This is a genomic window from Pseudomonas sp. AOB-7, assembly GCF_003696305.1.
Lineage (GTDB): Bacteria > Pseudomonadota > Gammaproteobacteria > Pseudomonadales > Pseudomonadaceae > Aquipseudomonas.
The window spans coordinates 262077-288576 of sequence record NZ_RFFK01000002.1 but is presented as its reverse complement, the minus strand read 5'-3'; the positions used below and the strand labels follow the sequence as shown (position 1 = coordinate 288576).

Below are 26500 nucleotides of genomic sequence, written 5' to 3'. Positions count from 1 at the left end.
GTTAGCGCCGGTTGCCGTTATATCTGTCGCCATCCAATAACGATATGGGCTGCATCGAACTCTTGTATTAGTTATCGGCGAACTTGCCTGGCTAGCATCGGCGAACATTGTCCAGCCGATGAGAACAACAAATTGAACCTCGGAAAAATCATCAGCCGCAGTGCACTTTATTGGCCAGACCATGAGGCACTCGTCGATAACAAACAGCGCATCAACTTCGCGCAACTGGAACTTCGCACCAACAGGTTGGCCTCGGGCTTGTTCGAGCTCGGCCTGCAGCCCGGTGCGCATCTGGCCATATTGGCCCTGAACCGGGTCGAACTGGCCGAAGCGGAAGTCGCCTTCTACAAGGCGGCGATGGTCAAGGTACCGATCAACGCCCGCCTGTCCCTGGACGAGATCATCCAGATCCTCAACGACTCGCATAGCCAGGCGGTGATCGCCGAGGGTCGCTTCGCCGCCGCCCTGCAGGCACGCCGTGCGGAGACCCCGCACCTGCGCTGGATCATCTCGCTCGACGACGAGACTGGCGATATCGCCTATCCCACGCTGCTGGGAAGCGGCAACGAGGCGCCGGTACACAGCGATCCGGCCGACGACGCCCTGGCCGTGCTGCATTACACCTCCGGCAGTTCCGGTGTACTCAAGGCTGCCATGCTCAGCTTCGGCAACCGCAAGGCGCTGATCCGCAAGAGCATCGCCAGCCCGACCCGCCGCGCCGCGCCGGGCGACGTGATGGCCCATGTCGGCCCCATCACCCACGCCAGCGGCATGCAGATCATGCCGCTGCTGGCGGTCGGCGCCTGCAACCTGCTGCTGGAGCGCTACGACGACCGCCTGCTGCTGGAGACCATCGAGCGCGAACGGGTGACCCGGCTGTTCCTGGTGCCGGCGATGATCAATCGCCTGGTCAACTTCCCCGAGGTCGAGCGCTTCGACCTGTCCAGTCTGCGCCTGGTGATGTACGGCGCCGCGCCCATGGCGCCGGCGCTGGTCAAGCGCGCCATCGCGGTGTTCGGGCCGATCCTCGCCCAGGGTTATGGCGCCGGCGAGACCTGCTCGCTGGTCACCGTGCTGACCGAGCAGGACCACCTGATCGAGGACGGCGACTTCAGCCGCCTGGCCTCCTGCGGCCGCTGCTATTTCGAGACCGACCTGCGGGTGGTCAACGAAGACTTCGAAGACGTGAAGCCCGGCGAGATCGGCGAGATCGTGGTCAAGGGCCCGGACATCATGCAGGGCTACTGGCAGGCTCCGGAGCTCACCGCCGAGGTGATGCGCGACGGCTACTACCTCACCGGCGACCTGGCCACGGTGGACGCGCGCGGTTACCTGTTCATCGTCGACCGCAAGAAGGAAATGATCATTTCCGGCGGCTTCAACATCTACCCCACCGAAGTGGAGCAGGTGCTCTACAGCCTGCCGCAGGTGTTCGAGGCGGCGGTGGTCGGCGTGCCCGACGAGCAATGGGGCGAGGCCGTGCGCGCCGTGGTGGTGCTCAAACCGGGCGCGAGCCTGAGCGCCGAGGCCGTCATCGAGCACTGCGGCCGCAGCCTGGCCAGCTTCAAGAAACCGCGCGCGGTGGACTTCGTCCAGGAGCTGCCGAAGAACCCCAACGGCAAGGTGGTGCGCCGCCTGATCCGCGAAGCCTACTGGCAAAACACCGACCGCCGCATCTGATGGGAGAGTTCAACATGATCGAACCAAGTGCCAAGGCCAGCCAACTGATCGACGGGCTCAAGGCCTTTATCCGCGACGAGGTCGCCCCGCTGGCGCAACGCGAGGGCATCCTCTGGGGCGAACCGGTGCCCAGGCCGCTGCTGCGCGACCTGTGGAAGCGTTCCTGCGAACTGGGTTTCTACAACGCCATGCTGCCGGAAAGCCTCGGCGGCGCCGGGCTCAGTGTCGCCGAACTGTGCGCGGTGAAGGAGGCGGCGGCGCTCAGCGGCTCGCCGCTGGCCGCGCACGTGCTCGGCGAGCTGTCCGGGCCACCGCGCATCGGCCATTTGTTCAAGGTGGCCAGCGCCCACCAGGTCGACGCCTTCCTGCGCCCGGTGTGTGCGGCGGACAAGGCCGTGTGCTTCGCCCTCACCGAGGCCGGGGCCGGCTCCGACGCCAGCGCCATCGGCACCACCGCGCGCCGCGACGGCGAGCACTATGTGCTCAACGGCGCCAAGCGCTACATCTCCGGCGCGCCCTATGCCGATCTCGCCGTGCTGCTCGCAGTCACCGAACCCGGCCGCGGTGCCCAGGGCATCTCGGCCTTCTTCGTCGACCTGCACGCCGAGGGCGTGCGGGTGGACAGCGACTACGCGGTGATGTCCGGTGGCGGCGCCCACGGCAACATCCACCTGGACAACGTGCGGGTGCCGGTGGACAACCGCATCGGCGAGGAAGGCGCAGGCTTCAAGCTGGCCATGGGCCGCATCACCCTCAACCGCCTGCTGCATTGCCCGACCATGCTCGGCATGGCCGGCCTGGCGCTGAACCTGTCGCTCGAGCATGCCCGCACGCGCAAGCAGTTCGGCCAGCCGATCGCCATGTTCCAGGCCATCAACCACCAGCTCGCCGACATGGCCACCGAGCTGTACGCCGCGCGCAGCATGATGTACGCCACCGCCGCGCTGAACGACGCCGGCGGCGACATCAAGCTGCAGGCGCCGATGTGCAAGCTGTTCGCCTCGGAAACCGCCTTCCGCATCGCCGACAAGGCGGTGCAGGTCCACGGCGGCGCCGGGCTGATCAAGGGCCATCCGGTCGAGTGGCTGTTCCGTGCCACGCGTATGATGCGGGTACTCACCGGCACCAGCGAAATCCAGCGCAATACCATTGCCAAGGGCATCCTGATGCCCGGCTAGGGCGGCAGGACAGGCCCGTCCCCCACGCGGGGCGGGCCTTTTTCCATAACAACAAGATCAGAGATTACCCCCATGACTCGCGACGCCCCTGCCTTCCACCCTCGCACCGCCTGGACCATCGCCTTCCTGCTGGCCTTCATGATGCTGGTCAACTTCCTCGACAAGGTGGTGATCGGCCTGGTGGCCGTGCCCATGACCCAGGAACTGGGCCTGACCCCGACCGAGTTCGGCCTGATCGGCGGCGCCCTGCACTGGTTCTTCGCCATTTCCGCGGTGATCGGCGGCTTTCTCGCCAACCGCCGGCCGACCCGCACCCTGCTGCTGGGCATGGGCCTGTTCTGGTCGCTGATCCAGCTGCCCATGCTGTTCGCCAGCTCGCTGTGGATGATCGTCGCCTGCCGCGTGCTGCTCGGCATCGGCGAGGGCCCCGCCTCGCCGGTGGCCACCCACGCGCTGTACAAGTGGTTCCCCAACGACCGCCGCAGCCTGCCGGTGGCCCTGCTGCATTCCGGCAGCGCCATGGGCCTGCTGGTGGCCGGCGCGATGATTCCCTGGATCAGCCTGAACTACGGCTGGCGGGTCAACTTCGCCGTGCTGGCCGCCATCGGCGCGGTCTGGTGCGTGCTGTGGCTGCGTTTCGGCCGCGAAGGCAGCCTCGACAGCCTGCGGGCCGGTCAGCTGGCGCCGGATGGCGAGCGCCTGCCCTACCGCCGCCTGCTCAGCGACGGCAGCGTGCTGGGCAACTACCTCTGCCACTTCGCCGCCAACTGGTCGCTGGCGCTGACCCTGACCTGGGTGCCCAGCTACCTGGAGATCGGCCTGGGCATCGACCCGCTGAAGACCGGGCACATCTTCGTCATGTTCGTGGTGGTGACCACCCCGCTCAGCCTGTTCATGGCCTGGCTGTCGCAACGTCTGCTGCGCAGCGGCTACTCCTCGCGGGTGGCGCGCGGCGCCTTCGTCTCGGTGTGCCTGATCGCCAGCGGCCTGCTGTCGGCCTCGCTGATCCTCACCGAGCTGTCGGTCGCCACCCGCGTCGCCTGCCTGACCCTGAGCGGCGGCCTGGCCCTGGTGATGTACTCGGTGGGTCCGGCCATGCTCGGCGAGTTCACCCCCAGCAGCCAGCGCGGCGGCATTCTCGCCATCGGCAATGCGGTGGCCTCGCTGGCCGGCCTGTCGGCGCCGGTAATCACCGGCATGCTGGTGCAGGGCGCCGGCGCCGCGCATCCGCTGGGCTATGCCCAGGGCTTTCTGGTGTGCGGCGGCGTGCTGGTGGTGGCGGGCCTGATCGGCCTGGTGAGCATGAACCCGCAGCGCTCGCGCCAGCGTCTGCGGGCTCAGGAAGCGGTGTCGGCTGCCTGTTCGCGGGCCTGATCCGACTCCTCCGGGCTGCGCTCGATCAGGCTGCCGCGCCAGCGGCCGTCGCCCACCGCATCGAGCAGCAGCCCGCGCACCAGATCGCGCATGCACGAGGCCGCGAAGGACAGCGGCTTGTGCACCGAGTAGGCGATGGACACGGTGCGGGTGATGCGCGGCTCGATGATCAACCGCGCCGCGGTGGACTCGAACAATTCCTCCAGCGGCGGCCAGTTGCAGATGGTCGCCGCCAGCCCATGGCGCACCAGGCTGGCGATCCCCGGCGCTGATTGCTGCTCGTAGACCACGTTGAGCGTCACCCCCGCCTCCATCGCCGCCTGCTCGATACGCCGGCGCAGGTGCAGGGCTCGCGGCGCCATCACCAGGCGCGTGGCTCCGGCCTCGGCCAGACTGATCGGCGTGCCGCTCTCGGCGCTCGAACCCGGCCCAACCCAGTACAGGTCCTCGGTGAAGATCGGCTCGGCGATCACGTGCTCCAGTTCCTCGGCGTTGGGCACCACGCCGAAATCCACCTTGCCCAGCTCGATGGACTGGCCGCCTTCGCGGGTCAGGCCGTCGCAGATGGTCAGGCTGATGCCGGGGAACTTGTCCGAGGCCCGGCGGATGATCTCCGGCAGCAGCAGCGCCGAGACCGTGGCCGGAATCGAGATGGACACGTGGCCCCTGGGGTCGCCGCGGGTCGACGCCAGCTCGTCCTTCACCGAATCGAGTTTCTGCACCACCGAGCGGGCCACCTCGTACAGCCGGCGCCCGGCGTCGGTCAACGCCACGCCGTCGTGCTGGCGCTCCAGCAACTGCATCTCCAGCTCGCTCTCCAGCAGGCCGATCTGCCGGCTCAGGGCCGGTTGGGCGATATAGGCGCGACGTGCGGCGGCGGAAAAGCTGCCGGCCTCGGCAATGGCGATCAGGTAGCGGAGCTGCTTGAGGGTCATGCGGTTCTCTCTGGCTATGCCGAAGCGTTATGGCAACTATCCGAAGACACTATTTGTCGGCTTTTTCAGGCGCCCCTAGTATCGCCGAAACACCGCCATCCAGGGAGTAGGCACTACCCAGAGTTACCGCGCGAAACATTAAGTTTTTCCACCGGAACAATTAATTCGCGGCCTGCCGTATATCGCCAGACGAATTAAACGTTCGCCCCGAATATTGTCCGGACCAACTTATCGACAGCGCACCCACAACTTAACTATTCACTCGACAACAAAGAGGATAATGAGTGATGAGATGCAAAGCATCGGGCTTTATCAAGCCCCCTTATCTGCTGTTGCCGTTGAGCTGCCTGATCGGCTCGGCCACCGCGGCGAACTTCCAGTTTGGCGAACTCGAAGCCCAGCTGGATTCTTCGCTGTCGATCGGCACCAGCATCGCCACCGCCAATCCCGACCCGAAGCTGATGCAGAGTGCCAGCGGCGACGACGGTCGGCGCAATTTCGGCGCAGGCGACGCCTTCTCCGGCATCTTCAAGGGCACCCACGACCTGGAGCTGCGCCATGGCGACTTCGGCGCCTTCCTGCGCGGCAGCTACTGGTACGACTACGTGCTGCGCGACCGCGAGCAGCCGTTCAAGGACGTGGTCGACAACAACCGCAAACGCTCGGCGAAATCGGCCGGCGCCGAGCTGCTCGACGCCTTCGTCTACTACAACTACGCCGTCGCCGATCAGCCCGGCTCGGCCCGCCTGGGCAAGCAGGTGGTGAACTGGGGCGAGAGCACCTTCATCCAGGGCGGGCTCAACACGGTCAACCCCTACAACCTGTCGGCGCTGCGCCGGCCCGGCGCCGAGGTCAAGGAAGGCCTGGTGCCGGTGAACATGTTCTACCTGTCGCAGAACCTCAGCGACGCGCTCTCCGGCGACTTCTTCTACCAGCTGGACTGGGAGCAGACCCAGCTCGACAACTGCGGCACCTTCTTCTCCAGCAACGACTTCATGGCCGACGGCTGCGATGGCCTCGATGTCGGCAGCGTGCTGACCGGCATTCCGGCGGCGGTGACGGCGCTGACGCCGTTCGGCGTCAACCTCACCGACGAGGGCATCCGCATCCCCCGCGGCCAGGACCAGGACGCCCGCAACGGCGGCCAGTGGGGCCTGTCGCTGCGCTGGTTCGCCGCCGAGCTGGATACCGAGTTCGGCGCTTACCTGGCCAACTACCACAGCCGCCTGCCCTATCTGGGCACCATCAGCAGTCCGTACTACAACAGCCCGGTATTCGGCAACGCGCTGGACAACGCCCTGCGCCTGGGCACCTCGCAGTACGTGGTGCAGTACCCCGAGGACATCCGCCTGTACGGCCTGACCTTCTCCACCAACCTGCGTACCGGCACGGCGCTGCAGGGCGAGGTCAGCTACCGGCCGAACATGCCGATCCAGTTCAACGGCACCGACGTCATCCAGTCGCTGCTCAACGACGCCGCGCGTTCGCCGCTGGTCGCCGAAGGCATCCGCCCGGCGCAGGCCGACAGCCTGTTCAACGGCTACCTGCGCAAGGAGGTGACCCAGGCCCAGGTCACCGCCACCCATTCCTTCAGCCAGGTGATGGGCGCCGATCAGCTGGTGCTGGTCGGCGAGGTCGGCGGCACCTGGGTCGGCGGCCTGGAAGGCAAGTTCGGCCCGCGCTACGGGCGCAACGGCACCTTCGGCAACGGCATCCTCGCCAGCGGCGCCTGCGCGTCCATCTCGAAGACGCCCGAGCACTGCAACGACCAAGGTTTCCTCACCTCCTTCTCCTGGGGCTACCGGCTGCGCGCCACCTGGAGCTATGCCAACGCCATCGCCGGCATCGACCTGCGCCCCAGCCTGTCGTGGCAGCACGACGTCGACGGCAACGGCCCCGGCGAAGGCTCGGCCTTCAGCGAAGGCTCCAAGGCCATCAGCCTCGGCCTCGATGCCACGCTGAACAACACCTACAACGCCAGCCTGGCGTACACCGACTATATCGACGGCGACTACGGCACCCGCGGCGATCGCGACTTCGTCTCGATCAGCCTGGGCGTCAATTTCTAAGCGGAGTCCCTGATGAACCACACCAAAACCCTGCTGCGCGGCGGCGCCCTGCTCTGCACCCTGCTGCTGGCCGGCTCGGCCCTGGCAGCCGTGACCGCCGAACAAGCGGCGCAGCTGCAAACCACCCTGACCCCCATCGGCGCCGAGCGCGCCGCCAGTGCCGACGGGCGCATCCCCGCCTGGGACGGCGGCCTGGCCAAGGCCAACCTGAGGCTGCTGGCCAACGGCATACCGGCCGATCCGTTCGCCGATGAACAGCCGCTGCTGACCATCGATGCGAGCAACTACACCCAGCACCAGGAGCACCTCAGTCCCGGCCAGATCGCCCTGCTCCGGCGTTTCCCGGACAGCTACCGGCTGCCGGTCTACCCCAGCCACCGCAGCGTGGCGGTCTCCGAGTCCGTGGCCCAGGCGGCCGCGCGCAACGCGGTCAACGCCAAGCTGAGCAATGGCGGCAACGGCGTGGAAGGTTTCGCCGGCGTGGTGGCCTTTCCCATTCCGCAGAACGGCCTGGAAGTGCTGTGGAACCACCTCACGCGCAACCGCAACCCCAGCTTCAGCCTGATCACCGACAGTGCCGCGCCGCAGAAGGACGGCGCCTACACCGTCATGACCACCCAGCAGTACTTCACCCGTGGCGAGGCGGTGCAGGGCCAGGCGCCCGACAAGGCGCGCAACATCCTCTACTACTACAGCCACAAGCTCACCGCGCCGGCGCGCATGGTCGGCGAGGTGGTGCTGGTGCACGAGACCCTCGACCAGGTCGCCGAGCCGCGTCTGTCCTGGGTCTACAGCGCCGGCCAGCGCCGCGTGCGGCGCGCGCCGAGCGTGGCCTACGACAGCGCCGGGCCGACCACCGCCGGCCTGCGCACCGCCGACGGCCGCGACATGTTCAACGGCGCGCCCGACCGCTACGACTGGCAGCTGGTCGGCAAGAAGACCCTCTACGTGCCCTACAACAGCTACCGCCTAGCCTCGCCCGAGCGCAGCTACGAGGCGCTGATCCAGCCCGGCCACGTCGCCCCCGAGGCCACCCGCTACGAGCTGCATCGGGTCTGGGAGGTGGTCGCCACCCTGAAACCGGGCATGCGCCATATCTACAGCAAGCGCCATTACTTCATCGACGAGGACACCTGGGCGATCCTCGCCGCCGACCACTACGACAACCGCGGCGAGCTCTGGCGCATCGGCGAGGCGCACAGCTTCTACCACCCGATCGGGCAGGCCGCGGTCAACGCCATGGAAGTGACCTACGACCTCAACAACGGCCGCTATCTGGCCTCGGGCCTGGTCAACGAACAGCGCCAGCCGTTCGACTTCAGCTACCGCGCCAGCGCCTCCGACTACTCGCCGGGCGCCCTGCGCAGCAAGGGCCTGCGCTGATGCTTTAGCCGACTGCCGGCCCGTTGTGGGTCGGCGGTTTTTTTGTGGCGGCCGCCCGAGGTTCATCCGCGTAAGGCGCAATGGGCAGCCTTGTAGGCTGGGCCGGGCGGCGATCCGCTTTAGCCCACGCGGACTACCACTGGTGGGCTAAAGCCCACGAGCCTTTGCCAACACTTAACGCAGACATAGCCGATAAATTCGCGCCTACAGGCGCCTTGCTCCGCTCCTCGCCGTGCAATCTGCCTCCGATCTTTCCGGTGCCCCATGACCCCTCCTCCTTTGCGCAAACCCCTGACGCAAGCCCTGCTCGGCGGCGAAGAGCCCGACCCGCGTTTCACCCTGGCCAACGAACGCACCTTCCTGGCCTGGGCCCGTACCGCGCTGGCCCTGCTCGGCGGCGGCATCGCCGTGGAAACCTTCGCCGGTCAGGCCTTCGCGCCCTGGTTGCGGCTGTCGATCACCCTCAGCCTGCTGGCGCTGAGCCTGCTGCTGAGCCTCGGCGCCTGCCTGCGCTGGCTGGCGGTGGAGCGTGCCCTGCGCCACCGCAGCGCCCTGCCCCTGCCCGTTCTTGTGCCGGCGCTGGCGATCGGCGGCGGCCTGGCGGCGTTGTTGCTGCTGGTGCTGTTCGGGTGGCACGGGCATGGCTGATGCGGGGCTGCAGGCCGAACGCACCGAGCTGGCCTGGCGTCGTACCCAACTGTCGCTACTGGTGGTCGCCTGCCTGGCGCTGCGCGGCGCACAGCCGGCGCTGATGCTGCTGGCGCTGGCCACCGCCCTGGCGCTCTGGGCCGGCCAGTGCAGGCGCTATCGCCACAGCCTGGCGATGCTCGACGCGGAACGCGGCCAGGCCAGGATCGCCACGGTGCTGGGCATCGGCCTGGTGCAGGTGAGCCTGTGCGTGCTGGCGATAGAAGCGGCCCTGGCAGGCCGCTGAAAGGCAGGCGCGACGCCCCTGACGGGGCGCCGCGTGCAGCTCAGGGGGTGACCAGATTGAAGTTCGACTTCGGCTGTTCCAGCCCGCCCAGCAGCTTGAACAGCTTCTGCCGCTCGCCGCTGACGACGATGGCGCCGTCTTTCGTCGCCTGGGCGAAGCTGGTCTGCTTGAGGGCGATGCGATCGAGCAGCGCCTTGCTCATGCTCAGCTCGATATCCGCCTGGGCATGGCGCTCGCCGCTGCGGTGGGTGAGCACGCCGTGGCGCAGGGTCAGGGCATGCTCCTGCTCCAGGTCGGTGAAGCGCCAGTTGATCCGCAGGTCCTCGTCGGCTGCCTGGAGCGCATCGATGCGCACCGCCAGGTAGTCGAAGAACATACTCGGGGTCAGCGCCCGCACCATGTCCGGCGCGCCGTTGCCCGCTCGCTGGGGATTGACGCCCTGGCGCAGTTCCTGGGCGCCGCTGAGGTAGATGTTGCGCCAGGTGGCGTTCTCGCTCTGGTAGCCGAGCTGCTCCAGGGTGTCGGCCTGCAGCTCCAGGGCGGCGCGATTGTCCGGCTCGGCGAACACCAGGTGATTGAGCAGTTGCGCGCTCCAGCGGTAGTCGCCGGCGGCGAAGGCCTGGCGGGCGGTGTCCAGCACCGCCGCGGCGCCGCCCATGGCCGCCACGTAGCGCCGGCCCGCGGCCTCCGGCGGCAGCGGGTCGAGGTTGGCCGGGTTGCCGTCGTAGAAGCCCATGTAGCGCTGGTACACGGCGCGCACGTTGTGGCTCAGCGAGCCGTAGTAGTCGCGGCTGTACCACTTGCGCGCCAGGCGCGGCGGCAGGCTCTGCAGCTGCTCGGCGATCTCGGTGGAGGTCAGCCCCTGGTTGATCAGGCGCAGCGTCTGGCTGTCGAGAAAGGCGTACATGTCGCGCTGGTCGGCCAGGTACTCGCGAATCCTGTCGCCCCCCCAGGTCGGCCAGTGATGCTGGGCGAACAGCACCTCGGCCTCGTCGCCATAGCGCGCCAGCGACTCGCCCAGGTAGTGCGACCAGATCTTCGGATCGCGCACCAGCGCGCCGCGCAGGGTCAGCACGTTGTGCTGGGTGTGGGTGGCGTTCTCGGCCATGCACAGGGTCTTGAACTGCGGGAAGTACAGGTTCATCTCCGCCGGCGCCTCGGTGCCGGGGGTGAGCTGGAATTCGATCTCGACGCCGTCGATGCTGCGGGTCTCCAGCGGCTGGGCGATCAGCTCGCTGGGCGCGATCAGGGTCACCGTGGCATTGACCGGGGTGCTCTTGCCCAGGCCGGCATCCACCTGGCCGCGCTCGCCGCGCGGCAGCAGCGAGCCGTACATGTACTGCGCGCGGCGCATCATCGCCGGCCCGGCCAGTACGTTCTCGCTGACCGCATGCTCGTAGAAGCCCTCAGGCGCGATCACCCGCACCTTGCCGGCCTTGACGTCGGCCTCGTCGATCACCCCGCGCACGCCGCCGAAATGGTCGACGTGCGAATGGCTGTAGATCACCGCCCGCACCGGCTTGCGCGGGCGGTGCCGGTAGTACAGCTCGAGCCCGGCGCGGGCGGTCTCGGCGCTGATCAGCGGGTCGATCAGGATCAGCCCGCTGTCGCCCTCGATGATGGTCATGTTGGACAGGTCCATGCCGCGAATCTGGTAGATGCGTTCGCGCACCTCGAACAGGCCGGCGATGTTGTTGAGCTGCGCCATGCGCCACAGGCTGGGATTGACGCTGGCCGGCGCAGCGTTGCCGTCGAGGAAGTTGTAGGCCATGCGATCCCACACCACCTGGCCCTTGGCGTTCTCGACGCGGCCGGCGAAGGCCTCGATCAGGCCGCGCCGGGCATCCGCGAAGCTGGTCTGGTCCTCGAACGGCAGGCGTTGCAGCCAGGCCTGGTTGAGCGTGCGGGTGCTGTCGCTGGCCGGCTTGGCCGTCGCCGCGTCGGCCTGCACCGCGGCGGAAAAAGCGAGCGCCAGGGCGAGGGCGCTGAGGCGGAAAGTAGTCATGGAAAGTTCCGTGCTGTTCTTGTTGGAGTCGGTCGCGCCCGACTCTAGGGCGGCCTCGGCGCCCGCGCCAATATCAGAGGCGCATGCCTGCCATAACACCCTGCAATGGCTCGCCCGCGGGCGGCGAGCGTCAGCGGCGCCGCTGCAGGCCGCGGCCTCGGTCGACATAGGCGGCGAATTCCGCGTCCGGCACCATGCTGCCGCCGGTTCCCCAGATCAGGTGCGTGGCGTTCGCCAGCTGCGTCGCGGCGACACCGATGCGGTCGAGGTAGGCGTCGGCGCCCAGCACCCTAAGCATCCCCGGCGCCCCCGCCAGGGCCGAGGGCTCCAGGCGCACCCGCTCCTCCTGATGGGCGATGGCCAGGAGCCGGTACAGCTCCTCGTCCGTGACCGTGTAGTAGCCGTCGATCAGCCGCTGCATCGCCCTGCCGACGAAGCCGGAGGGCCGGCCCACCGCCAGGCCGTCGGCCGCGGTGAGGTTGTCGATGCCGAAGTCCTGAACGCTGACCGCGTCGTGCAGCCCGGTGTACACCCCCAGCAGCATGCAGGGCGAATGGGTCGGCTCGGCGAAGATGCAGTGCACCGCATCGCCGAACACCAGCTTGAGGCCGAAGGCGACGCCGCCGGGGCCACCGCCGACGCCACAGGGCAGGTAGACGAACAGCGGATGATCGCCATCGACCACCACCCCGGCCTCGGCGAACTGCCGCTCCAGGCGCTCCGCGGCGACGGCATAGCCGAGAAACAGCTGCGGCGAGTTCTCGTCGTCGACGAAATAGCAGCTCGGGTCGGCCGCGGCCTGGCGGCGGCCCTGCTCCACCGCGACGCTGTAGTCCGCTGCGTACTCGACCACCGTCACGCCATTGGCCCGCAGCTTGTCCTTCTTCCATTGCCGCGCATCCGACGACATGTGCACGCAGGCCTGAAAGCCGAGCTTGGCGCTGATGATGCCGATCGACAGGCCGAGGTTGCCGGTGGAGCCCACCGCCACCTTGTAGCGGCCGAAGAACTGCCGCGCGGCAGCGCTGGCCAGGGCCTCGTAGTTGTCGTCGAGGCGAATCAGGCCGGCCTGCAGGGCCAGATCCTCGGCGTGCTTGAGCACCTCGTGGATGCCGCCGCGCGCCTTGATCGAACCGGATATGGGCAGTTCGCTGTCCAGCTTGAGCCACAGCGAGCCGCTGCCAGGCAGGCTGGCCTCGTCCAGCAACCGCTGGTGCAGCCTGGGCAGCGGCCGGATTGCCGACTCGATGATCCCGCCGCTGGCGGCGGTTTGCGGAAATACCTTGGCCAGGTAGGGAGCGAAGCGCTGCAGCCGCGCGCTGGCCTGGGCGACATCCGCCGCGCCCAGCCCCACGTCGGCCAGGGCCTCGGCGACCGGCGCGCTGGCCGGGTTGAACCAGGCAGTTTCGCGCAGCGCAACCAGCTCCTTGAGCAGCGGGTGACTGGCGTACCAGGCAGCGAGGGTTTTGCCGTGAATCATCGTTGTTCCTGTCGACAGCTCTGCGCGAGGACGGAGGCGTCGCGCACGTGTCGAGCTTATGGCGCAAATCCCGGCGCCGAGCAAGCCGATGGCACCCAACCGCCGTCACGCCTCCGTAGCCTTACGGATGGCAGCCCCCCGAGGCGGCTGGCATGATATCCGCCGTGAAGCCCCTGACCGACATCCGCACCCTGGTTCTCTGGCTGGCCCTGTTCGCTCCCGTGGCGGTCTGGATCGGCTGGCAGGAGCAGGCCGAGCGCTACGAGCGCTTCGTCCAGGACACCAGCATCGCGCAGCGCATGCTCAGCCAGAAGGTCGTGCAGCACGAAGCGGTACTGGCCACACTGAGCGCGCTGAGCCATCCGCCCAGTCCCGCCCAACTGCTGCCCAGTCTGCAACCGGCCATGCCGCAGCTGCTGGGCCTGGGTTACCTGCGCGGCGGCGCCTGGGAGGGCAGCGGCGCAGCTCCGGCGGGCATGCCTGGCGCGCAGGAACAGGCCCGCCAGCTGCAGCGCCCCGTCACCCTGGCGGTGGATCGGGCGCGTTATTGGCTCGTGGCCCCGTCGAGCTGGAGCCTGTTGCTGGATGCCCGGCGCTTTATCCCGGCCGGCGACTTTCCCCCGACGCTGGCCAGCCTGACGCTGGACCTGGGCATGGGGCCGCTGACGCTGCTGGCGCGCCAGCCCGCTGGCGGCTCGCTGGGCGGCATCATGAGCCTGCACAAGCCCCTGGGCGCGGCCAGCCAGCCCTTTCCCCTGCACAGTTGGCGCAGGCTCACACCCAGCGACTGGCCCTGGACCGAATGGCTGGCCTGGGCGCTGGCCAGTTACCTGCTGGCCGCGGCCAGTGCGGCCTGGCAGCGCTCGCGCGCCGAGGCGCGACGCCGGCAGGAAGAGGTCCGCCTGGCGGCGATGACGCGCCTGAACACCCTGGGGGAAATGGCCGCCGGTATCGCCCATGAACTGAACCAGCCGCTGACCGCCATCCTCGCCCAGGTACGCGCCGCCGAACGCCTGCTCGACGACGAGGAGGAGCGCCCCGCAGTGCGCCAGGCCCTGCTCGCCAGCGCCGGCCAGGCGCGCCGGGCGGCGGACATCATCAGCCGCATGCGCGGGCTGGTGCAGCCCTGCGCGCCCTCCCCGCGCGCGGCAGTAGACCCTGATGCCCTGGCGGCTTCGCTGCTGTTCCTGCGCGAAGAGGAGCTGGGCCGCCGCGGCATCCGCCTCAGCTGGCACAACGCGAGCCCCGGCGCCCGCCCGCTGGGCGACCGGGTGGCACTCGAACAGATCCTGCACAACCTGGTGCAGAACGCCGTCGATGCCCTGGCCGACTGGCCCGCCTCCCGCGTCATCGCCCTGAGCGGCGGTCGCGACGGCATGGAATACCGGTTCGAGGTCAGCGATAACGGCCCCGGCATCCCCGACGAAGCCCTGCCGCGGCTGTTCGAGCCCTTCTACACCACCCGCGCCCAGGGCATGGGGCTGGGCCTGGCGCTGTGCGAAACCCTCGCCGGCGCCATGGACGGCCGGATCACGGCGCGCAACCTCGACCCGGTGGGCGCCTGTTTCACCCTGCGCCTGCCTATCGCCGGAGCCGCTGCATGAGCCTGCCCGACCATTCCCCGCTGGTCCATCTGGTCGACGACGATGACGCCGTGCGCGAGGCCCTGGCGCTGTTGCTGCGCAGCGTCGGCTTGCGCAGCGAGGGCCATGGCGACCCTCAGGCCTTCCTCACCTCGCTGTCGCCGCACGCGATCGGCTGCGTGGTGCTCGACATCCGCATGCCCGGCATCGGCGGACTGGACGTGCTGGCCAGGCTGGCGGAGCTGTCCGACCTGCCGGTGGTGATGCTCACCGGTCACGCCAACGTCGACCTGTGCCGCCGCGCCTTCAAGGGCGGAGCCATGGAGTTCCTGCAGAAACCGGTGGACGACGACGTGTTCCTCGACGCCGTGCAGGCCGCCGTGCGCAGCCATATCGCCAGCCGCGAGCGCCTGGCGCTGACCCAGGCGGCCGTCGAACGGCTGGCGCGTCTCTCCGGGCGCGAGCATGAGGTGCTGGTGCGTATCGTCCAGGGCATGAGCAACAAGGAAATCGCCCGCGAACTCGATCTGTCGCCACGCACCGTGGAGACCCACCGAGCTCACGTCTTCGACAAGCTCGCGGCCGACTCGCTGGCGCAGCTGATCCGCCAGTATGCCGGCCTGCTGGACGCGCCGCCTCCGTAGCACTACGGAGCCCCGGGCGTAGTCGAGCGAATACCCCGGCTGACTGGCGCTGGTCACACTGACGACTCCTCACCTCGATCCACGACAAGGAGTTAGCCATGCCCCGTTTTTCGCTCGCCGCCCTGTTCTGCGCCCTGACGTGCGCCGGCGCCGCCAATGCCGCCGTGCTGCAGGAACGCAACCTCTCCAGCGCCGACGCCCAGCAACTGGCGGCCGCCACGGTCGCCGCCTGCCAGGCCAAGGGCTACAACGTCAGTGCGGCGGTGGTGGACCGCGCCGGTCTGCTCAAGGCCTTCGCCCGCGCCGACAACGCCGGCCCGCACACCATCGAGGCCAGCCGCGCCAAGGCCTTCACCGCCGTATCGGCGAAGACGCCGACCCTGGCCATCATGGAAAACGCGCAGAAGAACCCGGGCGCCGGCAACCTCACCGACATCCCAGGCTTCCTCCTGCTGGGCGGCGGCGTCCCGGTGAAAGCCGGCGATAACGTGATCGGCGCGATCGGCGTGGCCGGTGCCCCGGGCGGCCACCTGGACGCCCAGTGTGCCGACGAAGTCCTGGCCGCCAACGCGGCCCTGTTCCAGTAAGCGAAGGTTGCCCCGACGCGGCGCAGGCGCGCCTGCAGCCTGCCGCAGTGTTGGGCAGGCTGCAGCACTAGCGAGAAGATCGCGAAAACGGCCAGTGCTAACTGGGGCTCAACAAAGCCCTGCGGGCTGCTCCCGCAAGAACGCCCGAACATTGGCAAAGGCTTCGCCGAAGTAGGCCTCGTAGCTGTGCCGCTCGACGTAACCGAGATGCGGGGTGCAGAGCACGCGCGGGTGCCTCAGCAGCGGATGGTCAACCTGCAGGATCGGCTCCTGCTCGAACACATCCAGCGCGGCCTGCCCCGGCCGGCCGCGATCCAGCGCCTCGAGCAGTGCCCCGGGTGCGATCAGCTCGGCGCGGCTGGTGTTGACCAACAGCGCGTCGGGCTTCATCCGCGCCAGGTCGGCGGCGCCCACACAATGCCGGGTTGCCGGCAGCAGGCGCAGATGCAGGCTGAGCACGTCGGCCTGCTCGAAGAAGGCCTCGCGCGTCGGCGCGGCCTCATGGCCATCGGCCACAGCGGCCTGGCGTGAGGCCGCGCTGCCCCACACCAGCACGCGCATATCGAAGGCAGCTGCATAACGCGCCAGGCGCCGGCCGATCTTGCCGTAGCCCCAGATGCCCAGCGTCTGGCCATACAGACGTTGGCCCAGGTTGACCTGCCAGTGCCCGGCGTAGAGGCCGTTCATGGCTTCACGCAGCTGGCGCCGGGCATTGAGGATCAGCGCCCAGGTCAGCTCGGCCGCGGCGATGGGCGAACCGCTGCCCTCGGCCACGGTCACGCCGCGTTCGCGACAGGCCTGCAGATCGAGATGCGGCCCGGCTCGCCCGGTCTGGCTGATCAACTTCAGGTTCGGCAGCCGCGCCAGCAGCGCGGCATCGATACGGGTGCGTTCCCGGGTCAGCACCAACGCCTGAGCGTCGGCGAAGCGCTCGGCCAGCAGGTCCGGATCGCAGACGTGATCGTGATACACGCGGACGTCGAAGCCCTCCAGCAGGCGGAAGCAATCCAGAGACTGCACGACCCGCTGATAATCGTCCGGTATCACCACACGCATGCGCATCCTCCTTCGCCGCCAATCAGGCCAGGCTGGCGGCGGTTTGCCGGCGACGTGCGCGCCAGGCGCGCCAGAACGGCAGCAGGATCATCACCGCCACCAGGCCCCAGACCACCCAGGTGATCGGGCTGGCGAACAGGATACCGATGTCGCCGCTGGACAGGGACAGTGCCCGGCGCAGGTTCTGCTCCATCATGCCGCCCAGGATGAAGCCGAGCAGGATCGCCGACAGCGGGAAGTCCAGCTTGCGCATGACGTAGCCGAAGATGCCGATGGCGATCATCAGGTACAGGTCGAAGGTCGTGGCATGCACCGCATACACCCCGATGGCGGTGATGATCGCCACCGCCGGTACCAGCGCCCAGTAAGGCACGGCCAGCACCTTGGTGAAGACCTTGATCATCGGCACGTTCATGACGATCAGCATGAGGTTGGCGACGAACAGCGAGGCGATCAGGCCCCAGACGATGTCCGGCTGGTTCTGGAACAGCAGCGGGCCCGGGGTGATGTTGTACAGCGTCAGGGCGCCGAGCATCACCGCGGTGGTGCCCGAACCCGGCACGCCGAGGGTCAGCATCGGCACCATGGAGCCACAGGCTGCGGCGCTGTTGGCGGTTTCCGGTGCGGCCAGGCCACGCAGGTCGCCGTTGCCGAACTTGTTGTCCTTGACCGCCAGGCGCTTCTCGCTCATGTAGGACACCGCGCTGGCCAGCGTCGCGCCGGCGCCAGGCAGCACGCCGAGGACGAAACCGACCACGCCGCTGCGCAGGTTGGTGGCCAGGACGAAGCCGCCCTCCTTCAGGCTGAACAGCATGCGCCCGCTGGCCTTGATGGCTTTCTGGCCATGGTGGGTGCGCTCGAGCAGCACCAGCAGCTCGCTGACCGAGAACAGACCCAGCACCAGCACCACGAACTGGATGCCATCGGCCAGCCCCAGGCTGCCGAAGGTAAAGCGATAGACGCCGCTGTTGGCATCGATGCCCACGCACGACAGCAACAGGCCGATCAGCGCGGCTATGGCGGTCTTCAACGGCTTGTTGCCGGCCATTCCCGCCAGACAGGTGATGGCGAACACCATCAGCACGAAGTATTCGGCGGGACCGAAGGCCACCGCCCAACTGGCCAGCAGCGGCGCGAACAGCACCACACCGACCGTGGCGATCAGGCCGCCGATGAACGAGCTCCAGGCCGACAGCGACAGTGCGACGCCAGCCTGGCCCTGACGCGCCAGCGGGTAGCCGTCGAGGGTGGTCATCACCGCGGACGCCTCACCCGGAATGTTGAGCAGAATCGAGGAGATGCGGCCGCCGTATTCGCAGCCCAGGTATACGGCCGCGAGCAGAATCAGCGCGGTTTCCGGCGGCAGGCCGAGGGCGAAGGCCACCGGGATCAGCAGCGCCACGCCGTTGATCGGGCCGAGGCCCGGCAGCAGGCCGACGATGGTACCGATCAGGGTGCCGCACAGCGCAGTGACCAGGTTGTAGGGGCTAAGCGCCACGCCGAAGCCATGGCTGAGATAACCGAAAGTATCCATGGGTTCAGCTCTCCAGGGTTGCAAGGATGCCAAGCGGCAGCGGTACCGCGAGGGCTCTGTCGAACAGCAGGTAGAGGCCGAGGGCCAGAACGCCCCCGCTGACCAGGCTTTGCAGCCAGCTACCACCGTAGAGACGCGCCATGCCGATACCGAACAGCACGCTGGCGGGGATGAAGCCGAGCGTTTCGAACAGCACTGCATAGCCGATCATCAGACCGAGGAAGGCGAGCGCCTTGAACATCACCTCCCGGTTCAGCGGCGGTTCCTCGCCGTGGGTGTCGCTGCTCGGCTTGAGCAGCAGTTGCACGCAGCCAAAGGCGATCAGCAGCAACAGCAGCAGCGGGAAGGCCTTGGGCCCCACCGGCTCATAGGAAAAGGATGCGCTGTAACCCCAGGCGAGGAATGCCAGGACACAGCACAGCAGCAGGGTGATCCCCGCGAAGATACGATCATGCATGTGGATGCGCTCCAGAATGCTGCGCCGTCGGTGACGGCGCAGGAGGACTCGACTACTCGACCAGACCGAACTCGCGGCCCAGCTTGCGGTACTCCGCAACCTGGCTTTTCACCAGGGCTTCGAGCTCCGGACCGGTGACGTAGTAAGGCAGCACGTCGCGGTCGGCCAGGTAGGCCTGGAAGTCGCTGGAGGCGTTGAGCTTGGCGAAGCGCTCGCTCCACCAGGCCACGTCCTGCTCTTTCACATCCGGGCCGAGGAAGTAGCCGCGAATCAGCGGCCATTGGATCTCGTAGCCCTGCTCGCGGGCAGTCGGAATGGAGGCCAGCTCACCGCCCAGGCGCTCCTCGCTGAAGATCGCCAGGGTGCGGATCTTGTTGCCCTGCTGCGCACGAATCTCGCTGGCGCTGCCGGTGACCAGATCCACGTGCCCACCCATCAGCGCCATGTAATGCTCGGCCCCGCCCTCGAAGGCGGCATAACGCAACTCGCGCGGGTCGACGCCGGCTGCGCGGGCCAACAAGGCGATCTTCACCCAACCCTGGCCGCCGACACTGCCACCACCGCCGACCACGATGCTTTTCGGGTCTTTCTTCAGCGCCTGCACCACATCGTCGAGGTTCTGGTAAGGCGAATCCTCGCGCACCGCCAGGGTGCCGTAGTCGTTGCCGACAGTGGCCAGCCATTTCACTGCGTTCTCGTCGAAACGACCGTATTTGCCCAGGGCCAGGTTCAGCAGCGAGGCGCCGGAGAAGGCCACCAGGGTGCCGGGCTCGGCACGGCGGTTGGCGGCGATGGAGTTGTAGGCCACGGCGCCGATGCCGCCCGGCATGTAGGTCACGCGCATGGGCGCCTTGAGCAGACCCTCGTCCTTGAATCCGGCCTGGGCCAGCTTGCAGGTCAGGTCGAAGCCGCCGCCCGGCTTGCTCGGAGCGATGCACTCCGGACGCGAAGGCTCGCCGGCGAGCACCGAACCACTGGCGAGCAACAGGGCGAGGGAAAACGGCAGAGTACGGCGAATGGAGCAGGTGATCATGGTGAGGTTCCTCTTATTAGACTTGTATGCACAGCCGGCGCTTTACCAGAGCGGCACGATGTAACTCAGGATCAGACGATTCTCGTCCAGGTCGCGGACGAAGCTCGAACGGTAGGTGGCGTTCCTCCAGGTCACCTTGAGATTCTTCAGCGGGCCCTCGACGAAGGCGTAGGCGATATCGGTGTTGCGCTCCCACTCCCGCCCTTCGCCGACGGCCAGGTCGACCTGATCGCCGCGCACGTAGCGGGTCATGAAGGTCAGGCCGGGCACCCCGACACGGGCGAAATCGAAGTCGTAGCGCAGCTGCCAGGAACGCTGGTCGGGGCCGGCGAAATCGTTGATCTGCAGGAAGTTGGTCAGATAGGGCGTGGCCCCGTCGACATAGGTGAAGGCGTCGTCGCCGAGCATTTTCTGGTAGGCCAGCCCCAGCGCATGGCCGGCGATGCTGTAGGTGAACATGGCGTTGATGACCTGGTTGTCGATGTCGCCCACCAGTTTCCGCCCGGCTTCGCTGTTGTTGAAGTAGCGCAGGTCGCTTTTCAGCTTGCCGTCGCCCAGCGCCAGGCCGTGCTGCAGCCCGACGAAGTGCTGGCGATAGACGTCGCTCAGCTCGGCATAGTGATAGCTGGCCAAAAGTTGCGGATTGATCGCGTAATCCACCCCGCCGAAGCGCAGCTCATCGCTTTCAGGGCTGGCGCCGAAGCGGCGGTTCTTGTTGTTCAGCGCCAGCTTCTCGGAGCCCGAGACGCTGCGCTGCACCACGCGGTCGATCTCGCCGAGGGTGAAGGTGGCGCGCTCGAGGTCCTTGCTCTGCAGCTGCCAGCCCTCGAATACCTGCGGCAGCAGGCGCGCGTTGCTGTACTGCAGATAGGGCATCTTCGGCAGCAGGGTGCCCACGCGCAGCTGGCTCTCGGCGAAACGCGCCTTGCCGGTCACGCCGAGCTTGCTGTAGTCGTCCTCGGCGCGGTTGCGGCTGTCGCGCGGCAGCAGGTCGGTGCCGCTGCGATCCGGCGAGGAGTCGAGCTTGACGCCGAGCATGCCGAGGGCATCGAGGCCGAAACCGACCGTGCCCTGGCTGTAGCCGGACTCGAGATTGAGGATGAAACCCTGCGCCCATTCCTCGCGCTTGTTCTGCCCGGCATCCTCGCGAAAGTCACGGTTGAGGTAGAAGTTGCGCAGCTCCAGGCTGGCCTTGCTGTCCTCGATGAAACCGGCGGCGTGAACGCTGGCGCCAGGCAGTGCCAGAACCGTGATGCCGAAGGCGGAGCAGCTTAGGGATTTTCTTCTTGTCATTGTGGTTGGCCCTAGGGGTGTGGTTGTGGTGAGGCGAAGTCAGCTGCCCGTACGCCGCAGGCTGGGGATGTAAACCTCACCCGAGAACAGACGGCGCGCGGTGCGCACCAGCGAGGCGCGCAGGTTCTCGGGGTTGCCGTCGGCGGCAGGCTGCAGGGAAACCTCGATCTGCCCGCCCGGATGCTCCAGGCGCACCAGCGCCTCGCCTGCAATGGGCGCGACATCCTGGGCGACGCTGCCGGGCACGGCGCAGGCCGTGGCCAGGCCGATGGCGCCGGTGGCGGCGACCGAACGGTGGCAGTTGTGCGGCATGAAATAACGCACGCTCAGCGTGCCGCCATTGCGCGCCGGGGCCAGCAGCACCGGCTTGGGAATGACCATCTGCGCAACGTCCCCCAGCCCCATGGCCAGCCCGGCCTGCAGGCGGATGCGCTCCAGGCGCTGGAGGAACGCCGTGTCGGCATCCAGTTCGGCCGGCGACTCGTAACCGGTCTTGCCCAGCGCCTCGGCATGCAGCAGCACCATGGGCATGGCCATGTCGATGCAGGTGACTTCGACACCGTCGAACAGGTCGCGCACCCGGCCGGTGGGCAGCAGGCGGCCGGTCTTGGCACCGGCGGCATTGAGGAAGGTCAGCTTGATCGGCGCAGCGCTGCCGGGCACGCCATCGATGGTGGTATCGCCGTCGTAGCGCACGCGGCCGCCCGGGGTCATCACGTCGGAATCGACGAAGGTATTGGTGTTGAGGTTGCGGATGCGCACCCGGGTCATCGGCGAGCCCGCGTTCACCAGCCCGTGCTCGATGGCGAAGGGCCCGATGGCGCAGAGCATGTTGCCGCAGTTGGGCGCGGTGTCGACCCGGCGCTGGGTCACCATGACCTGCACGAACAGGTAGTCGACATCGGCGTCCGGGTGCGGCGAGCGGCTGACGATCGCCACCTTGCTGGTCTGCGGACTGCCACCGCCGATACCGTCGATTTCCAGCTCGTGGCCCGAGCCCATCAGGCTGAGCAACAGCTCGTCGCGCTGCAGCGGGTCAGTGGGCAGGTGGTTGGCCAGAAAGACCGGCCCTTTCGAAGTACCGCCTCGCATGAGTACGCAAGGTACCGTCCGCATGATGCCTCCAACGCAATAAAGCTAGTGATTGTTGCTTTGCGTCGATTATGGGGAGCAACACTTTCTTCTGTAAAATGCATATATTTCTATATTTATTGCATTATACGCATTAATGCATGGGGGTATTCCCTCGCTTGCCAGTCCTCAGCGCAAAGACTAGGGTTCATTGGTAATCTGCAGACAAAAATACGACCGACTAATAACCAAAGCGCATGAATTACGAACTTCAAGACATCCGCGCCTTCGTGAAAATCGCCGAGTTCGGCAATTTTCACGAGGCCGCCAATGCCATCCACCTGTCCCAGCCGGCGCTGACCCGGCGCATGCAGAAGCTCGAGGAAAGCCTCGGCATCCAGCTGCTGGACCGCACCACGCGCCGAGTCAGCCTGACCGCAGTAGGCCGGGATTTTCTGCCCAAGGCGCAGCGCCTGCTGGACGACTTCGAGCGCTCGATCCTCGGCATCCGCGAGCTGGCCGAGCGCCAGTCCGGCCAGGTCACCCTGGCCTGCATCCCCACGGCTGCCTTCTATTTCCTGCCGACGGTGATCCGCGCCTTCAATCAGCAGTACCCTAAGATCCGCATCCGCATCCTCGATCTCAGCGCCCATGAGGGACTGGAGGCGGTGATTCGTGGCGAGGCAGATTTCGGCATCAACATGCAGAGCGGACAGAGCGCGGAAATCGACTTCACCCCACTGGTCAACGAACCCTTCGTGCTCGCCTGCCGGCGCGACCATCCCCTGGCCAAGCAGCCGGAAGTGGCCTGGCGCGAGCTCAGCGACTACCGCCTGATCGGCGTCGGCCGCCTGAGCGGCAACCGGGTGCTGCTCGACCACGGCCTGGCCCATCTCGACTGGCGCCCGAGCTGGTTCTACGAGGTGCAGCACCTGTCGACCTCGCTGGGCATGGTCGAGGCCGGCCTGGGCATCGCCGCCCTCCCCAGCCTGGCCATGCCGGCCGAGGACCATCCGATCCTGGTCAGGCGCCCGCTGGTCGACCCGGTGATCAGCCGCACCCTGGGCCTGGTGCGCCGCCGCGGCTCGTCGCTGTCGCCGGCAGCCGAGCAGTTCGTCGAAACCCTGCTGCGGCAATGGCCCAACTACACCTCGCTGGGTATCGACAGCGAATCGAGCTGAACGTGAGCGCGCAATCGCTCGCGATTGCGCCGGTGCATGCCGAGCAGCCAATACAGGAACAAAGTCAGCGCCTCGCCCACCACCCGTCTGCAATCCTTGCCGGGAAGTGACGGACACCTGAGCGGCCAGGATGGGCAATCCGCCGCTCACCGGCATAACGGGGCAAACCAAAACGCTCAAACCGTGAGCCCAGGGGCCTGGCCTGGTGCTTCGCGACCATCCGCCATCCAGACATAGCCTAAGCTGGAACTAGGCGCTGCAGTCTGGCAGCAGGAGGGAGCAATAATGATCGCCCGCTGCATCCTCACCCTGACCCTGAGTCCCGCATTGGATCTGGCCACATGCGTGCAGCACCTGCGCCCTCACGACAAGCTGCGCTGTAGCGCACCGGCGTACGCGCCTGGGGGTGGCGGGATCAACGTGTCGCGGACGATTCGACGACTCGGCGGAGAGACAGTGGCCCTGTTTCCCGTTGGCGGCTCCACTGGCGAACACCTGCTTGAATTATTGAAGGCTGAGGGCGTGCCTTTTCATGCGGTCTCGGTGTCCGGCTGGACACGCGAGTGCATCAACGTCACCAACCGGGCCGACAACCAACAGTACCGTTTCGTCCTCCCGGGAAATCCACTCTCGCCCCAGGAGCAGAGCGCGGTGCTGTCGGCTTTGGAGACATTGCCCGCCGCGGATTTTCTGGTCATCAGCGGTAGCCTGCCAGAAGGTCTGGCCGCGGACTTCCTGCCGCGTCTGCTGGGCAATGCACAACGCCGGGGTTGCCGCTGCGTGGTAGACAGCAACGGCAGCGCTCTGCGTCAGATGCTGGATATCGGTGGCCTGCTGCTGATCAAGCCGAATCTGGACGAACTCGCAGCCATGCTTGGTGAGCCTATCGCCGGACCGGAGCATCTGAATCAAGTGGCCCGGGATCTGGTGGCAGCGGGACGCACGGAAGCCGTGCTGGTTTCCCTTGGTGCACAAGGGGCGCTGCTGGTGACCGCCGACGTCTGCGAGCGCATTCCGGCTCCGACCGTGCCGCGCCGCAGCACGGTTGGTGCGGGCGATAGTCTGCTGGCGGCGATGGTACTCAAACGCGCCTCAGGGGCGAGCTGGTCAGTGGCGGCGCGCTACGGTGTGGCGGCCGGCACAGCGGCGATCATGGCCGAAGGCAGCGAGCTGTCCCGACTCGAAGACACGGAGCGCCTATACAGCTGGTTAGCTGCCTCCCGTTAGGAACCAGGCTAACGGTATACCGTTGCAGCTTTAAAAGGCTCACCAGTGTGGCATCCCTTCCTAGATACGGGCTTATAAAGACGGGAATGAGTCGCAGCCTGCAATTAAACAAGACAAGGCGAATGGATGCACACCTTGGCGCTCGCCAGCCATTCGCTACCATTCATGGAACGCGCTGGCGTCGGAGCCATACCGATGAAATCTGCCCGAACCGCCCTGCTCAGCTTATGCAGCACGCTGGTGCTTGGCGTTTGGCTCTGGTCTGCAATCAGCCCGGTGAGCCGTCAGGATTGGTTGCTGGAGAATCTCCTGGTGTTCGCCCTGGTCGCCCTGTTGCTGATCACTCGGCGGCGCCTCGTGCTCTCATCGGTATCCTACGGCCTGCTCAGCCTGTTCCTCGTTCTGCATCTGTACGGTTCGCATTACACCTACTCGGAAACACCCTTCGGCTTCTGGCTCAGCGAACAGCTTGAACTCGAACGCAACCATTACGACCGCCTGGTGCATTTCGCCTTTGGCCTCCTGCTGACTTACCCCCTGCACGAGCTGCTGCAAAAAAACGCCAGGGTTTCCGGGCTGTGGCTGATGCCGCTTTGCCTGGCCACGGTGATGGCTCTGAGCAGCCTCTACGAGCAAATGGAAATGCTCGCCGCGCTGGTGGTGGCCCCGGATCTGGGCACGGCCTTCCTCGGCACCCAGGGCGACGAGTGGGATGCGCAGAAGGATGCAGCTCTTGCCATCCTCGGTGCCCTGCTGGCCTTGCTGCTGATCCGTCTGCTCAACCGCCCGTCCTGTCATTGACCGAGCAGGACGGAGCACGGCTGTTTTGCTGTGCAAACCCTTCCGCCGCCAGTTCGCCGACAGCCAAAGCGCACGCCTGCCGCTGGCCCTCGAGGCTACTGAGCCAGTGGCTGCTCGGTCGTACGACGGTGCCGGCCGCGGCTTGATGCACATCAATATGGCCGCCGCGAAAGCGGCGCAAAAGGACAGAATAGCGGGGATTGCCTCGCCCCAGACAATGAGGAGCGCGTCATGGACAAACATCAGCAGAGCCAGAGGAACAAGCTGTTCAAGCCGGCCCAGGACGACCCCTACCTCGAGATGCCGGGAGGCAGCGCGCACTGCCCGCAATGCGGCGCCGTGCGCCACCAGGGCCGCTGGAGCTGGCAGCAGGCGGTACCGGAGGATGCCCAGGCCCATGCCTGCCCGGCCTGCCGGCGCATCGCCGACGACCAACCGGCCGGCACCCTGCGCCTGACCGGCAGCTTCCTGGCGGCACACCGTGAGGAGGTGCTCGGCCTGATCCACAACACCGAGGCCGCTGAGAAAGCCCAGCATGCGCTGGAACGCCTGATCAAGGTCAGCGAGCGAGGGGACGGCCTGCAGGTCACTACCACCGGCATCCACCTGGCCCAGCGCCTCGGCCATGCCCTGACCGGCGCCTTCAAGGGCGAATGCAGCTACCAATATGCGGACGACGAGCACCACCTGGCGGTGCATTGGTCGCGTGACTGAAACCTGGGGGCACGCCCCGCCGTGCCAAGCCCAGTTGACCCGCTGGCTGTCATTCACGGGCGCGCGGCCTGCTCGGCGGCTGGCGCAATTGGCCGAGTCGCAGGGCTTGCACTAGGTTGACAGAGGCGAGCCGCCTGGCCGAAGGCGTGCTTCACACCGCCAGGCAGTCGCGCGACCTGCCGGGAACTGGAGTGCAGACCGTGGAGAAATCGCACCGCAGGCTCGAGTGCGCGCCTGCAACAGCGCCGGGGGCCTGGCACCACGGCCTCTGCCACCGGTTG

General features: G+C 67.2%; 23 protein-coding genes. 14 read left to right on the top strand and 9 right to left on the bottom strand.

What is annotated here, in order from left to right:
• Positions 1-132: 132 nt before the first annotated feature.
• The 3 genes from EA796_RS05715 to EA796_RS05705 all read left to right on the top strand — a co-directional run bounded on the left by EA796_RS05715 (position 133) and on the right by EA796_RS05705 (position 4232).
• Positions 133-1680 carry an AMP-binding protein gene (locus EA796_RS05715; RefSeq protein WP_122107876.1) on the top strand — a complete coding sequence of 516 codons (1548 nt, stop codon included), beginning with the start codon at positions 133-135 and terminating at the stop codon, positions 1678-1680.
• Between the two features lie 14 nt (positions 1681-1694).
• Positions 1695-2858: an acyl-CoA dehydrogenase family protein gene (locus EA796_RS05710; RefSeq protein WP_122107875.1), complete on the top strand. Its 1164-nt coding sequence runs from the start codon at positions 1695-1697 to the stop codon at positions 2856-2858.
• Positions 2859-2930: 72 nt separating this feature from the next.
• Positions 2931-4232, top strand: coding sequence for an MFS transporter (locus tag EA796_RS05705; protein WP_122107874.1), 1302 nt, complete (start codon positions 2931-2933; stop codon positions 4230-4232).
• Here EA796_RS05705 and EA796_RS05700 read toward each other — a convergent pair.
• Positions 4196-5167 carry a LysR family transcriptional regulator gene (locus EA796_RS05700; RefSeq protein ID WP_122107873.1) on the bottom strand — a complete coding sequence of 324 codons (972 nt, stop codon included), beginning with the start codon at positions 5165-5167 and terminating at the stop codon, positions 4196-4198. The genes EA796_RS05705 and EA796_RS05700 overlap by 37 nt on opposite strands.
• Positions 5168-5454: 287 nt before the next feature.
• Here EA796_RS05700 and EA796_RS05695 point away from each other — a divergent pair, with 287 nt between their 5' ends.
• The 4 genes from EA796_RS05695 to EA796_RS05680 all read left to right on the top strand — a co-directional run bounded on the left by EA796_RS05695 (position 5455) and on the right by EA796_RS05680 (position 9553).
• A complete protein-coding gene (locus EA796_RS05695; protein ID WP_122107872.1) occupies positions 5455-7236 on the top strand; it encodes a DUF1302 domain-containing protein in 1782 nt (593 codons plus the stop codon).
• A 12-nt stretch (positions 7237-7248) separates the two neighbouring features.
• A complete protein-coding gene (locus EA796_RS05690; RefSeq protein WP_122107871.1) occupies positions 7249-8619 on the top strand; it encodes a DUF1329 domain-containing protein in 1371 nt (456 codons plus the stop codon).
• Positions 8620-8883: 264 nt separating this feature from the next.
• Entirely contained in the window at positions 8884-9267 is a 384-nt protein-coding gene (locus EA796_RS05685; RefSeq protein ID WP_122107870.1) for a YidH family protein, read from the top strand.
• Positions 9260-9553, top strand: coding sequence for a DUF202 domain-containing protein (locus tag EA796_RS05680; protein ID WP_122107869.1), 294 nt, complete (start codon positions 9260-9262; stop codon positions 9551-9553). Before EA796_RS05685 ends, EA796_RS05680 begins: the two co-directional genes overlap by 8 nt.
• A gap of 40 nt (positions 9554-9593) precedes the next feature.
• On the opposite strand, the gene EA796_RS05675 is transcribed toward EA796_RS05680, so the two are convergent.
• Positions 9594-11558, bottom strand: a complete 1965-nt coding sequence (locus EA796_RS05675) for an alkyl/aryl-sulfatase (protein WP_122107868.1) — start codon at positions 11556-11558, stop codon at positions 9594-9596.
• 130 nt (positions 11559-11688) lie between these two features.
• A complete protein-coding gene (gene dsdA / locus EA796_RS05670) occupies positions 11689-13038 on the bottom strand; it encodes a D-serine ammonia-lyase (protein ID WP_122107867.1) in 1350 nt (449 codons plus the stop codon).
• A 164-nt stretch (positions 13039-13202) separates the two neighbouring features.
• Here dsdA and EA796_RS05665 point away from each other — a divergent pair, with 164 nt between their 5' ends.
• The 3 genes from EA796_RS05665 to EA796_RS05655 all read left to right on the top strand — a co-directional run bounded on the left by EA796_RS05665 (position 13203) and on the right by EA796_RS05655 (position 15852).
• Positions 13203-14642 (top strand): sensor histidine kinase, encoded by a 1440-nt coding sequence (locus EA796_RS05665; protein ID WP_122108009.1) that lies wholly within the window; start codon positions 13203-13205, stop codon positions 14640-14642.
• On the top strand, positions 14639-15265 hold the full coding sequence (locus tag EA796_RS05660; RefSeq protein WP_122107866.1) for a response regulator transcription factor: 627 nt from the start codon (positions 14639-14641) through the stop codon (positions 15263-15265). The genes EA796_RS05665 and EA796_RS05660 overlap by 4 nt, the downstream gene beginning before the upstream one ends.
• Positions 15266-15363: 98 nt before the next feature.
• On the top strand, positions 15364-15852 hold the full coding sequence (locus tag EA796_RS05655) for a heme-binding protein (RefSeq protein ID WP_122107865.1): 489 nt from the start codon (positions 15364-15366) through the stop codon (positions 15850-15852).
• A 108-nt stretch (positions 15853-15960) separates the two neighbouring features.
• Here EA796_RS05655 and EA796_RS05650 read toward each other — a convergent pair whose 3' ends face one another.
• From EA796_RS05650 to EA796_RS05625, 6 genes are read right to left on the bottom strand one after another with little or no spacing between them, the layout of a single operon-like run.
• Positions 15961-16908 (bottom strand): D-2-hydroxyacid dehydrogenase family protein, encoded by a 948-nt coding sequence (locus EA796_RS05650; RefSeq protein WP_122107864.1) that lies wholly within the window; start codon positions 16906-16908, stop codon positions 15961-15963.
• 22 nt (positions 16909-16930) lie between these two features.
• Positions 16931-18442, bottom strand: coding sequence for a tripartite tricarboxylate transporter permease (locus EA796_RS05645; RefSeq protein ID WP_122107863.1), 1512 nt, complete (start codon positions 18440-18442; stop codon positions 16931-16933).
• Positions 18443-18446: 4 nt separating this feature from the next.
• Positions 18447-18899 (bottom strand): tripartite tricarboxylate transporter TctB family protein, encoded by a 453-nt coding sequence (locus EA796_RS05640; protein ID WP_122107862.1) that lies wholly within the window; start codon positions 18897-18899, stop codon positions 18447-18449.
• 52 nt (positions 18900-18951) lie between these two features.
• Entirely contained in the window at positions 18952-19932 is a 981-nt protein-coding gene (locus tag EA796_RS05635) for a tripartite tricarboxylate transporter substrate binding protein (RefSeq protein WP_122107861.1), read from the bottom strand.
• Between the two features lie 42 nt (positions 19933-19974).
• Positions 19975-21225: an OprD family porin gene (locus tag EA796_RS05630; protein WP_122107860.1), complete on the bottom strand. Its 1251-nt coding sequence runs from the start codon at positions 21223-21225 to the stop codon at positions 19975-19977.
• Between the two features lie 39 nt (positions 21226-21264).
• Positions 21265-22341 carry a 4-oxalomesaconate tautomerase gene (locus EA796_RS05625; RefSeq protein ID WP_122107859.1) on the bottom strand — a complete coding sequence of 359 codons (1077 nt, stop codon included), beginning with the start codon at positions 22339-22341 and terminating at the stop codon, positions 21265-21267.
• A 212-nt stretch (positions 22342-22553) separates the two neighbouring features.
• Between EA796_RS05625 and EA796_RS05620 the strand changes: the two genes are divergently transcribed.
• From EA796_RS05620 to EA796_RS05605, 4 genes are all read left to right on the top strand, one after another.
• Positions 22554-23477 (top strand): LysR family transcriptional regulator, encoded by a 924-nt coding sequence (locus EA796_RS05620; protein ID WP_021442547.1) that lies wholly within the window; start codon positions 22554-22556, stop codon positions 23475-23477.
• A 285-nt stretch (positions 23478-23762) separates the two neighbouring features.
• Complete coding sequence (locus EA796_RS05615) at positions 23763-24704, top strand: 1-phosphofructokinase family hexose kinase (protein WP_122107858.1); 942 nt, start codon at positions 23763-23765, stop codon at positions 24702-24704.
• 126 nt (positions 24705-24830) lie between these two features.
• Positions 24831-25505 (top strand): DUF2238 domain-containing protein, encoded by a 675-nt coding sequence (locus EA796_RS05610; protein WP_256679140.1) that lies wholly within the window; start codon positions 24831-24833, stop codon positions 25503-25505.
• Between the two features lie 231 nt (positions 25506-25736).
• Complete coding sequence (locus EA796_RS05605; protein WP_122107856.1) at positions 25737-26219, top strand: BCAM0308 family protein; 483 nt, start codon at positions 25737-25739, stop codon at positions 26217-26219.
• Positions 26220-26500: the final 281 nt, after the last annotated feature.

Coding starts and splice junctions, on each gene's coding strand:
- EA796_RS05710 (WP_122107875.1), top strand. CDS start 1,695: ATGATCGAACCAAGTGCCAAGGCCAGCCAACTGATCGACGGGCTCAAG.
- EA796_RS05705 (WP_122107874.1), top strand. CDS start 2,931: ATGACTCGCGACGCCCCTGCCTTCCACCCTCGCACCGCCTGGACCATC.
- EA796_RS05700 (WP_122107873.1), bottom strand. CDS start 5,167: ATGACCCTCAAGCAGCTCCGCTACCTGATCGCCATTGCCGAGGCCGGC.
- EA796_RS05695 (WP_122107872.1), top strand. CDS start 5,455: ATGAGATGCAAAGCATCGGGCTTTATCAAGCCCCCTTATCTGCTGTTG.
- EA796_RS05690 (WP_122107871.1), top strand. CDS start 7,249: ATGAACCACACCAAAACCCTGCTGCGCGGCGGCGCCCTGCTCTGCACC.
- EA796_RS05685 (WP_122107870.1), top strand. CDS start 8,884: ATGACCCCTCCTCCTTTGCGCAAACCCCTGACGCAAGCCCTGCTCGGC.
- EA796_RS05680 (WP_122107869.1), top strand. CDS start 9,260: ATGGCTGATGCGGGGCTGCAGGCCGAACGCACCGAGCTGGCCTGGCGT.
- EA796_RS05675 (WP_122107868.1), bottom strand. CDS start 11,558: ATGACTACTTTCCGCCTCAGCGCCCTCGCCCTGGCGCTCGCTTTTTCC.
- dsdA (WP_122107867.1), bottom strand. CDS start 13,038: ATGATTCACGGCAAAACCCTCGCTGCCTGGTACGCCAGTCACCCGCTG.
- EA796_RS05660 (WP_122107866.1), top strand. CDS start 14,639: ATGAGCCTGCCCGACCATTCCCCGCTGGTCCATCTGGTCGACGACGAT.
- EA796_RS05655 (WP_122107865.1), top strand. CDS start 15,364: ATGCCCCGTTTTTCGCTCGCCGCCCTGTTCTGCGCCCTGACGTGCGCC.
- EA796_RS05650 (WP_122107864.1), bottom strand. CDS start 16,908: ATGCGTGTGGTGATACCGGACGATTATCAGCGGGTCGTGCAGTCTCTG.
- EA796_RS05645 (WP_122107863.1), bottom strand. CDS start 18,442: ATGGATACTTTCGGTTATCTCAGCCATGGCTTCGGCGTGGCGCTTAGC.
- EA796_RS05640 (WP_122107862.1), bottom strand. CDS start 18,899: ATGCATGATCGTATCTTCGCGGGGATCACCCTGCTGCTGTGCTGTGTC.
- EA796_RS05635 (WP_122107861.1), bottom strand. CDS start 19,932: ATGATCACCTGCTCCATTCGCCGTACTCTGCCGTTTTCCCTCGCCCTG.
- EA796_RS05630 (WP_122107860.1), bottom strand. CDS start 21,225: ATGACAAGAAGAAAATCCCTAAGCTGCTCCGCCTTCGGCATCACGGTT.
- EA796_RS05625 (WP_122107859.1), bottom strand. CDS start 22,341: ATGCGGACGGTACCTTGCGTACTCATGCGAGGCGGTACTTCGAAAGGG.
- EA796_RS05620 (WP_021442547.1), top strand. CDS start 22,554: ATGAATTACGAACTTCAAGACATCCGCGCCTTCGTGAAAATCGCCGAG.
- EA796_RS05615 (WP_122107858.1), top strand. CDS start 23,763: ATGATCGCCCGCTGCATCCTCACCCTGACCCTGAGTCCCGCATTGGAT.
- EA796_RS05610 (WP_256679140.1), top strand. CDS start 24,831: ATGCACACCTTGGCGCTCGCCAGCCATTCGCTACCATTCATGGAACGC.
- EA796_RS05605 (WP_122107856.1), top strand. CDS start 25,737: ATGGACAAACATCAGCAGAGCCAGAGGAACAAGCTGTTCAAGCCGGCC.